Genomic DNA, 9,532 nt, shown 5'->3' with positions numbered 1-9,532 from the left:
GACCGACGAGGGGCTCAAGTCATGCCAGGTCCGGAGGCCGGGAGCCCCGTTGCGGGGCCACCAAGAAGGTAACGGGGGATTAGCCGCCGGTGGGCACCCGTCCGCGACACGTCGGCCGACTGCCCGATGCGGGCCGGCTCAAACCAGTAGCGTCCAGTAGGTGCGTGCCGGCCGGTCGTATCACTCTCATCCTGCCTCCTCTTTGGCAGTGAGAGCGAGCCGCACGTCGCGTACGGGACGCGGCGCGAAACGTCGCGTCCCGGCCCTGCTCGCCGCCGGTGCGCTGCTCGCGCTGACGCTGTGCACGCCGGTGTCGGCGGCGCCCGCTCCGGCACCAGCCGCGCCCGCGGTGACCCCGCTGCGCACGGGCGACGCGGCCGCCCCGCCGGCGAACCTGACCGCCAAGGACTGGGTGGTCGCGGATGCCGACAGCGGGGCGATTCTCGCCGCGTCGCATCTGCATGACCGGGACATGCCCGCCAGCACCATGAAGATCCTCACTGCCCTGACGATTCTGCCGAGCCTGCCGCCGGACCAGGTCGTCACCGTCGGGCCGGACTCGTCCCAGGTGGATGGCACCAAGGTGGGGCTCGTGCCCGGAGTCGGCTACTCCGTGCGCGACCTCGCCACCGCGATGCTGATCTCCAGCGGCAACGACGCGACCGTGGCGCTCGTCGACGCGGACGGCGGGCCGGCGGCGGTGCTGGCGCGGATGAACACCCTCGCCGGCTCGCTCGGCGCCCACGACACCGTCGCCGGCGACCCGACCGGGCTGGACAGCCCCGGCCAGCTGACCAGCGTCCATGATCTGGCCGTGCTGGGGCGGGCCGCGATCCACGAGCCGTCCGTACGCCCGTACCTGACGGTCCCGCGCGCGTCCCTGCCCGGCCGGGGCGACCAGCGTTTCGAGATCCAGAACCACAATCTGCTGCTCAACCGGTACGAAGGCACCATCGGGGTGAAGAACGGCTACACGGTCGCCGCCGGGGCGACCTTCGTGGGCGCCGCCACCCGCGCGGGCCGCACCCTCGTCGTCGCCCTGCTGCGCACCGCGCCCGAGTTCGACCGCGACGCACGCGCCCTGCTCGACTGGGGTTTCGCCCACGGGAGCCAGATCACCCCGGTCGGCTACCTGCCGGACGCCGCGACCGGGCTGGCCGCGGGCGCGGCCGACGCGGGGCCCGCGGGCGCGGCGGCCCGGACGGCACCCAGGGCCGACTCCCTGCCGGCGCCGAAAGTGGACGAGCACGGCGGCATCCTGCACGGCATCGGCCCGACCACCTGGATCGCGGTGTGCCTGACCGTGGCCGCCCTCCTGCTCACCATCGCCACTCGACGGCTCGGCCGGCGGACCCGGCGGGCCCGGGCGGCCCGGGCGGCGGCGATGCGGGCCCGGTTCGCCGCGCAGGACGACGGCGGCGTCCGGCCCGGGCGGGTCGAACGACCACCGCTGTCACGCGAGCGACACCCGAACCGACCCGGTTACCGTCCCGACCACCAGGCCACCGACCGTCGTCTCGGACGCACGTCGACGGGCCGACCCATCGATCGGTCCACCGCTCCGGTCCGCCGGCCACCCGTCCCCGCGCCCGCCCCCGCGCACCCGCATCCCGATCCCGCCGGACGCGGGGAGGCCCACACCGACGAGCTGTACTACGACCTGCCGCGCGAACCACCGCGGGAGCGGACCTACGAGGAGCCCCGGCGCCGGCGCTCCTGAGCCCGCGTCTCCTCCTCGGACCCGGCCCCGACCTCGGTCCCCGGCGCACCGAACGCGAAGAACCGCAGGGGCCGCCACCGTTGGTCGGCGCCGCGCCGGTAGAGACCGAACCCGCCGACCTCGAACCGGGCCTGGTACTCGGCGAGCGCCGCGTAGGCACGATCGAGGCCGTCCGCGGGGATGTCGTGCGCGACCGTGACATGCGGGTGGTAGTCGAAGGTCAGGGGCCGCTCCAGCGGGCCGGAACGCACCGCGGCCGCCAGGCTCGCGCACTGCGTCGCACCGGCCACCACCGCGACGAACACCACCGGTGACAGCGGGCGGAACGTCCCCGACCCACGCAGCAAGATCGTGAACGGCTCGGGTGTCCCGGCGGCGCGGGCGAGGTGCGTCTCGATCGCCGGCAGGTCGGCGACGCGGACCGTGGTCGGGCCAAGCAGCGTCACATGCGGGACGATCAACGCGGCGTTGGGGTCACCGAGACGCTCCCGCCAGTCCTGCAGCTGGGTTCGGTAGGGCTCGGGGATGCCGATCGCCACGCCGATGTCGGCCAGACCCGCCGCCTCGGACGTGCGGAACGGGTCCGCCGCCCGGACGGTGGTGGTCATCGCAGACTGGGCCCGTGCGGCGTCCTGGGCTCGTACGGCGTCGCTGCCCGTCACTGGCACCGGAACCGGGTATCCGTTCATGCGACCGACAGCACGGCACGGTCGACCCCGCCAGGTTGCACCCCGAGCGCCGTCACCCTGCGTGTAGGCATCCACGCGGGTGGGGGATCGATGGCCGGCCGGCGGGATCGGTGTCGGCAAGGTTGCATGCCGACATCATGGCCCACCGAGGCGGTCCGTCACCCGCGGACTGCCGGACCAGGCGGCCCGCCCGCGCGGACCATCCGAAAACTGGGCAACACGTCCATCTCGAACTGGTCAAACGCACTGGACGTCCCGTACGTCCCCCTGCGACGGCCACACCGGCTGACCGTCGCGGACGGTCACAACGCCGAATCCGCCGCTGGTACGCGGCCCGCGGCGACGATGTCATCCGCCAGGGGTGGCCACGCCGCACGGGCCCAGTCACCGAAGTCGCGGTCACTCAGAGCAACGCAGCTGAGGCCGGCCGCGGGATCCACCCACAGGAACGAGCCGCCCTGACCGAAGTGACCGAACGTGTCGGGCGCGTTGGTGCGCCCGGTCCAGTGCGGCTGCTTGTGTCCACGGATCTCGAAACCCAGACCCCAGTCGTTCGGCTCGTGGCGACCGAAACCGGGCAGCACCCCGGACAGCCCGGGAAAGGCGACCGAGGTGGCGGTGGCGACCATGCCTACCGAGAGCAGGGTGGGAGCGAGTAGTTCCGCGGCGAATCGGCGCAGGTCGTCCAGGGTGGCGTGCACACCGTGGGCCGGCGAGCCGGTCAGCTGGGCGCCGGCCATCCCCAGCGGGTCGAACACCGCCTCGGTCAGGTAGTCGGCGAACGCGATCCCGGTGGCCGCGGTGACAGCCTCGCCGAGCCGCTCGATGCCGGTGTTCGAGTAGATCCGCCTGGTTCCCGGGGCGGCCAGCGCCCGCTCACCACCGAACTCGAGCCCGGACGCGTGCGCGAGCAGATGCGCCACCGTGGATGACGGGGGCCCGGCCGGATCGTCCAGGCCGATCGCCCCCTCCTCCACCGCGATGAGCACCGCGTAGGCGGTCAGCAGCTTCGACACCGACGCCAGCCGAAACGGATGGTCGGCCGGGCCCACCCGCCCGAGTTCGCGCACCCCGGCGGGCTCACGCCGAAGCACACAGACCGCGGCCGTCTCGACCGGCCACCGCGCCACCTGTTCCAGTGCGTCCACGTCCCGCACTGTACGAGGTTTCCCGGCCGGACTCGCCCGACCGGACGGGCCCATCCGGCGGGCTCACCCGACGGGTCGAAGGCTGCCGCGGGGCGCTCGCCACGCACCCTGGGGGCGGCTGCGAGACTGGCGATCGTGCAGATCCCGCCGTCGTCGTCAAGCTCATCGGGCTCATCGAGTCCGCCCAGCTCGCCCAATTCGCCCAATTCGCCCGATTCGGGCGAGGATATCCGCTCGATCACCGCGGTCAGCCCGGCCAGCCCCACCAGCCCGGCCGGCCCGGCCAAGGACGCCGGCACGATCACCATGGCCACCCCGATCGTGCGCGTCGACGAACCGGAGAACGCCCCGACCGGCACGATCGACGTGCTGATCGTCGGCGGCGGTCCGGCCGGCTGCGCGGCGGCGCTGGCGGCCCTGCGGGAACGTCCCGACGCGAACGTCGTGGTGGCCGATACCGCGGCGTTCCCCCGCGACAAGACCTGTGGGGACGGCATCGCACCGCACGGCCTCGACGTTCTGCGCGACCTGGGTGTGACCGACGCCGTCGCCGGCTACCGGGCGGTGGAACGGATGCGGATGCGCACACCGGGCGGCGCCGAGGTGGCCACACCGTCCAGTCGGGCCAGTTACGTCGTGCCCCGGCTGGTCTTCGACGCCCGGCTGATGGCCGCGGCCAGGGCGCGTGGCGCCATGCTGATCCGGCGGCGGGTACGCACCCTGGAGTTCGCCGAGCGGCCGCGGCCCGACGGGCGGGGACGCGAACCCGTCGTCGTCGTCAACGGGACGCTGGCCGCCCGGGTGGTCATCGGTGCCGACGGCGCGAACTCGGTCGTGCGTCGCGGCCTGGGCCTGGTGGCCAACCCACCGGAGTCGATGGCGATCGCCGTGCGCGCGTACGCCGCGCTGCCCGCCACGGACGGTCCGGCCGAGCTGTTCATCCACATGACCGACGAGGGCTGGCCCGCCTACGCCTGGTCGTTCCCCATCGGCGACGGACGGGCGAACATCGGCTACGGGATGCTGCGCTCCCGGCTCGCCCCCGGAGACGACGGTGCCAGCGCGAAGACCGTGCTGCACCGCACCCTGGAAAGAATGCTCCCGCGCACCCCGGCCGAACCGGACACCCTGCGGGCCCACCATCTGCCGCTGTCCACCCACCGACCACGCCAGCCGTCCGGCCCGGTCCTGCTCGTCGGCGACGCCGCGTCCCTGATCAACCCGCTGACCGGAGAGGGCATCTACTACGCCCTGCTGTCGGGAATGCTCGCCGGGCAGGCCGCTGTCAGCGCGGGCCAGCCAGCCGGCGCCGGACGGCTCTACCGACGATCGCTGGACGCCGAACTGGGCCGCCATCTGCGGCACACCACGCTGCTCGCCGGTCTGGTCGGACGCAGCGCCACCATGATGGACGCCGCCGCCCGGGCCGCCCGGACCCGCACCGAACTGTACGACTCGCTGGTCGAACTCGGACTTGGCCGCGGCACGATTCCGGCGAGCACCCTGACCCGCCTGGCCGTGCGGCGCGCGGTGGCCGGCCGGCGCTGATCGTCCGCTCCCGGCGGGCGGCGGCAGGTCGCGACAGCGACCGGCGGCGGCCGGCAGCGGCGGCCGGGCGGGCCCACGCCGGGACCATGCGTCACACGGTGCGCACTGGCGTTCAGGGGCCGAGGTAGGGCACGGCGGTGGTGAGCCCGATCACCGCCCCGCCCAGCACCAGCAGCAGCAGGGTGTCGAACACCCGGCCGCGCACCGCGAGCAGGCCCACCCGCCGCGCCGGCAACGCCAGCCGGGCGCAGCCCGCCACCACCAGAACGACGCCGATCAGCAGCAGGCCTCGCCGCCACCGGTTCTGGGAGACCAGCCCGAACCCACCGGCCACGCCGACCAGGACGACGGCGAAGACCACCTCCCGGCGCAACCAGGCCACCAGCCCGAAGCCACGGCTCGGCCGCTGCCGTGTACCACCGCCGGGCGCATCCCCACCGGGCGCATCCCCACCGGGCACATCCCCACCGGGCGACGGGCGCTGGTCCCGCGCTGACTGATCGACGCCGGGCGAGCTGGCGGCCGGTCGACGCCGTGAGGTGCGCACCGGGGTGGTCGTCTCGGCATCGCTGTCGGGGACGCCGGGCGGCCAGGCAGCGGCCCGCGCACGCACCGCCGACCCCTCGGGGCTCTGGTAGCCGCTGCCGCCGCGGTCGTGGCCACCTGAGTCCACCGCAGCCCACCTCCGGCGCCGGTCCTGCACGGCAGATGCCATCCCCACGGCCAGAACCCGGACAGACCGCCACGGATGGCAGCGCCCGGCCACGATGCCACTGGACGGCGCGACCTATCCAACCAGCATGACCGGCCGCGCGGTCAGCCGGTAGGCCGACCTGGCCCACAGCGTGGCCCGATAGCCGCCCGACCGGCCACCGGGCCGCCTTCCGGCCCGCGTTGACGACCACGCGAAGATCGACGCGGGTGGTGTGTTACTGCCGACTGGTGGGGGATTACCCCAGGGAGGTAAGCCGCGAACAACGCTGTCGCGCACGCAGGAAAGCGAGGTCGGAGAACGTGAACGGGCCGAGTCTTCGGATTGAGGTCACCGGTGAGGTCGTTCCGCTGTGCGCGGAGGTCACCACGGTGGGTCGCGGACCGGGAGTGGACGTGCTCCTCGACGATCCCAGCGTGTCCCGGCTGCATGCCGAAATCATCCGGCGCGGCCCCTACCTCTACGTCTGGGACCAGGGTCTGTCCCGTAACGGCACCCAGGTCAACGGCCGGCCGGTCGGTCGGCGCGTGCTGCACGACGGCGACGTCCTGCGCTTCGGCGCCGCCGGGGTGCGCGTCCACGACGCCCGGGCGCTGATCGAGTTCGCGATCGAGACCGCGGCCGGGCCGTCGGGCCATGACCACACCGCCGAAATCGTGATACCTGATCCCCCGGACCTGACCCGGCGGGAGTGGGATGTGCTGCGGGCCCTGTCACGTTCGGCGGGCGCCCCGGGGGTGTTCGTCATCCCGCTGTCCACCAGGCAGATGGCGCAGGATCTGGTCGTCACCGAGGGCGCCGTCAAGCAGCATCTGCTGCGGCTCTACCGCAAGTTCGACATCGCCCCCGGGACCAACCGGCGCGGACGACTGGCCAACGAGGTGATGCGACTCGGCCTGGTCCGCCCGGAGCCGGTGGATTCAGCCTGAGGCCAGGTAGAACGCCACGAATGCGCCCCTATCACATGGCCTGAATGTGACTTTTCACTGACCCAGGCGAACCCATAGGGAACACAACCGCGAGTACCCCCACTTGAGGGCGACCCGCATGCCTAGGGCAGACTTCCGGCCGCGGTGCCCATTTGGGAGGAGCTCGACGTGGCAGACGAATCACCACACAGCAAGAAGCTGCAGGAACTGATGTTCCGGGCCTGGGAGACCTTCGGCGACGCCCGGCATCTGGACAGCGACGACCGCGTGTTCGTGCAGGCTCTGGCCCGGCAGACAGCCGACCGTATCTCGGTGCTCTACGGCGCCAGCTGGCGGGACGCCCTGGACTGGGTCGCCCAGCGTTACGTGCCGACCACGGACACGCCGGGCGGGACGGTCCCGGCGACCACTCCCGCGGCGACCACCACGAACGGCAGCGGGTCCGGGGGACGTCGAGGTTCGGCGGCCGCCGAGGCGAACACCGGCGTCTGACCGACGCCCTCGCGGGCGGCGGAGGGGGCGGGTCGGATCGACCACGCCCCCTCCCACGGCCAGGCGCCACCGTGCCTAGTGGGCGAAGTGGCGCACTCCGCTGAAGTAGAGCGTGACCCCGGCCGCCCGCGCGGCGGCGACGACCAGTTCGTCGCGTACCGATCCACCGGGTTCGACGACCGCCCGCACGCCGGCCTCGGCCAGCACCTCGAAACCGTCGGGGAACGGGAAGAACGCGTCGCTGGCCGCCACCGCGCCCTTGGCCCGGTCGCCGGCCCGGGTCACGGCCAGGCGGGCCGCGTCCACCCGGTTGACCTGCCCCATCCCCACGCCGACCGTGGCGCCGTCGCTGGCGAGCAGAATCGCGTTCGACTTCACCGAGCGGACCGCGCGCCACGCGAACCGCAGATCGGCGAGCAGTGCGTCGTCGGCGGGCGCGCCGGCCTCCAGCGTCCAACCGGACGGCTCGTCGCCCGGCTCCTCCACGGCATCCCGTGACTGCAGCAGCAGACCACCGCTGATCGGGCGCAGTTCGACGCCGCGCTGGTGCGGCGGAGCCGGACATTCCAGCACCCGGATCGACGGCTTGCGGGACAGGATCTCGACCGCGCCGGGCTCGTAGTCGGGCGCGACGACGACCTCGGTGAAGATCTCGGCGATCTGCTCGGCGAGCTCGACGGTCACCGGCCGGTTCGTGGCGATCACCCCGCCGAACGCGGACACCGGGTCGCAGGCGTGCGCCTTGCGGTGCGCCTCGGCGATCGTGGCACCCACGGCGATCCCACACGGGTTCGCGTGCTTGATCACGGCGACGGCCGGCTCGGTGAAGTCGTACACCGCCCGGCGTGCCGCGTCGGTGTCGGTGTAGTTGTTGTACGACATCTGCTTACCGTGCAGCTGGCGGGCCGCGGCCAGACCGCCGCCGACGCTGCCGGGATGCCCGGCCTCGACATACAGCGCCGCCCGCTGGTGCGGGTTCTCGCCGTAGCGGAGCACATCGCTGCGCTGCCACTGGGCCGAGAGCACATCGGGCCAGCCCGTCTCCCGCGCGACCTCGTCGGGCGCGACGACACTGGCGAACCAGGACGACACCGCCACGTCGTAGGCGGCCGTGTGCGCGAACGCGCGGGCCGCCAGCCGACGGCGGGCCGTCAGGTCGTAGCCGCCGTCGCGGACGGCCTCGGCCAGCGCCGGGTAGTCGTCCGGGGAGACGACGACGGCGACCGACGCGTGGTTCTTCGCCGCCGCGCGGATCATCGCCGGGCCGCCGATGTCGATCTGCTCGACGGCCTCGTCCTCGGTGGCCCCGCTGGCGACCGTGGCCGCGAACGGATACAGGTTCACCACGACCAGATCGAACGGCTCGATGTCGAGTTCGGCGAGTGTCGCCGCGTGCTCGGCGTTACGCAGGTCCGCGAGCAGACCGGCGTGCACCCTGGGATGCAGCGTCTTCACCCGCCCGCCGAGCACCTCCGGAAAGCCGGTCACCGTGCTCACCGGTGTCACCGCCAGCCCGTGGCGGGCCAGCACCTCAGCGGTCGAGCCGGTGGAGACCACCTCGACCCCGGCCGCCTGGAACGCCGCGGCGAGCACGTCCAACCCGGCCTTGTCGTACACGCTGACCAGCGCGCGACGCAGCGGCCGATGCCCGGTGGGAACCACCTCGGCCGACTCCGCCGCCCCCACCGCGCCGCCGTCGCCAGCCACGTTCTCACCCGATGACGTCATGACTCCTCCTGAACGTGAACCCCGGCCACCGCAGCACCCGGCCGATCTCCCGAACGCACGATCGCACCGATCGTCGTGACAAACAGGCCGCGTTCGACCCCCTGAATCCGATCCCGCAGCGTCGCCTCGGTGTCCCCGGGCTCCACCGGCACGGTGCGCTGGGCGATGATCGGACCGGTGTCGACTCCTTCGTCGACCCAGTGCACCGTCACTCCGCTCACCTTCACCCCGGCCGCCAGCGCGTCCCGCACGGCGTGGGCACCGGGGAAGGCTGGCAGCAGCGACGGATGGGTGTTGACCGTGGGAAACCGGGCGATGACCTCCCGGCTGAGAATCTTCATGTAGCCGGCGAGCACCAGCAGATCCGGGGCGAACCCGGCGATCCGCTCGGCGGTGGCCGCGTTGAACGCCGCCCGGTCGGCATGGTCCTCGAGCCGGACGGTGAACACCGGCACGCCGGACGCCTCGGCCCGTCGCTGCGCGCCGGTGTCGTGGGGGGGGGGGGGGGGCGCCCCCCCCCCCCCCCGCCCCCCCCCCCCCCGGGCCCCCCCCCGGCGGGCGCGCGG

General features: G+C 73.4%; 9 protein-coding genes. 4 read left to right on the top strand and 5 right to left on the bottom strand.

From position 1 onward, the window contains the following. Positions 1-208 precede the first annotated feature (208 nt). Positions 209-1,720 carry a D-alanyl-D-alanine carboxypeptidase family protein gene (locus MXD59_RS03840; RefSeq protein WP_248823463.1) on the top strand — a complete coding sequence of 504 codons (1,512 nt, stop codon included), beginning with the start codon at positions 209-211 and terminating at the stop codon, positions 1,718-1,720. On the opposite strand, the gene MXD59_RS03835 is transcribed toward MXD59_RS03840, so the two are convergent. Then, positions 1,690-2,328: a 2'-5' RNA ligase family protein gene (locus MXD59_RS03835; protein WP_248823433.1), complete on the bottom strand. Its 639-nt coding sequence runs from the start codon at positions 2,326-2,328 to the stop codon at positions 1,690-1,692. The genes MXD59_RS03840 and MXD59_RS03835 overlap by 31 nt on opposite strands. 383 nt (positions 2,329-2,711) lie before the next feature. Beyond that, on the bottom strand, positions 2,712-3,557 hold the full coding sequence (locus MXD59_RS03830; protein WP_248823432.1) for a serine hydrolase domain-containing protein: 846 nt from the start codon (positions 3,555-3,557) through the stop codon (positions 2,712-2,714). A 306-nt stretch (positions 3,558-3,863) separates the two neighbouring features. Between MXD59_RS03830 and MXD59_RS03825 the strand changes: the two genes are divergently transcribed. Continuing rightward, on the top strand, positions 3,864-5,105 hold the full coding sequence (locus MXD59_RS03825; RefSeq protein WP_248823431.1) for an NAD(P)/FAD-dependent oxidoreductase: 1,242 nt from the start codon (positions 3,864-3,866) through the stop codon (positions 5,103-5,105). Positions 5,106-5,217: 112 nt separating this feature from the next. On the opposite strand, the gene MXD59_RS03820 is transcribed toward MXD59_RS03825, so the two are convergent. Continuing rightward, positions 5,218-5,778 (bottom strand): DUF3017 domain-containing protein, encoded by a 561-nt coding sequence (locus MXD59_RS03820; RefSeq protein WP_248823430.1) that lies wholly within the window; start codon positions 5,776-5,778, stop codon positions 5,218-5,220. A gap of 341 nt (positions 5,779-6,119) precedes the next feature. On the opposite strand from MXD59_RS03820, the gene MXD59_RS03815 reads away from it, so the two are divergent. Both MXD59_RS03815 and MXD59_RS03810 read left to right on the top strand, forming a co-directional pair. Further along, the gene (locus tag MXD59_RS03815) at positions 6,120-6,746 is read left to right on the top strand and encodes an FHA domain-containing protein (protein WP_248823429.1); all 627 of its coding nucleotides are present in this window, start codon (positions 6,120-6,122) and stop codon (positions 6,744-6,746) included. Between the two features lie 168 nt (positions 6,747-6,914). Next, complete coding sequence (locus MXD59_RS03810; RefSeq protein WP_163547506.1) at positions 6,915-7,238, top strand: hypothetical protein; 324 nt, start codon at positions 6,915-6,917, stop codon at positions 7,236-7,238. A 75-nt stretch (positions 7,239-7,313) separates the two neighbouring features. On the opposite strand, the gene purH is transcribed toward MXD59_RS03810, so the two are convergent. Beyond that, positions 7,314-8,966 (bottom strand): bifunctional phosphoribosylaminoimidazolecarboxamide formyltransferase/IMP cyclohydrolase, encoded by a 1,653-nt coding sequence (gene purH / locus MXD59_RS03805; RefSeq protein ID WP_248823428.1) that lies wholly within the window; start codon positions 8,964-8,966, stop codon positions 7,314-7,316. Next, positions 8,963-9,421, bottom strand: coding sequence for a formyltransferase family protein (gene purN / locus MXD59_RS03800; protein ID WP_248823427.1), 459 nt, complete (start codon positions 9,419-9,421; stop codon positions 8,963-8,965). The genes purH and purN overlap by 4 nt, the downstream gene beginning before the upstream one ends. Positions 9,422-9,532 lie beyond the last annotated feature (111 nt).

Origin of the sequence: Frankia umida, from assembly GCF_023242945.1 — a bacterium.
Classification (GTDB): Bacteria; Actinomycetota; Actinomycetes; order Frankiales; family Frankiaceae; genus Frankia; species Frankia umida.
Note: the sequence above shows the minus strand (reverse complement) of the source record. Positions and strands in the feature narration are given on the sequence as shown.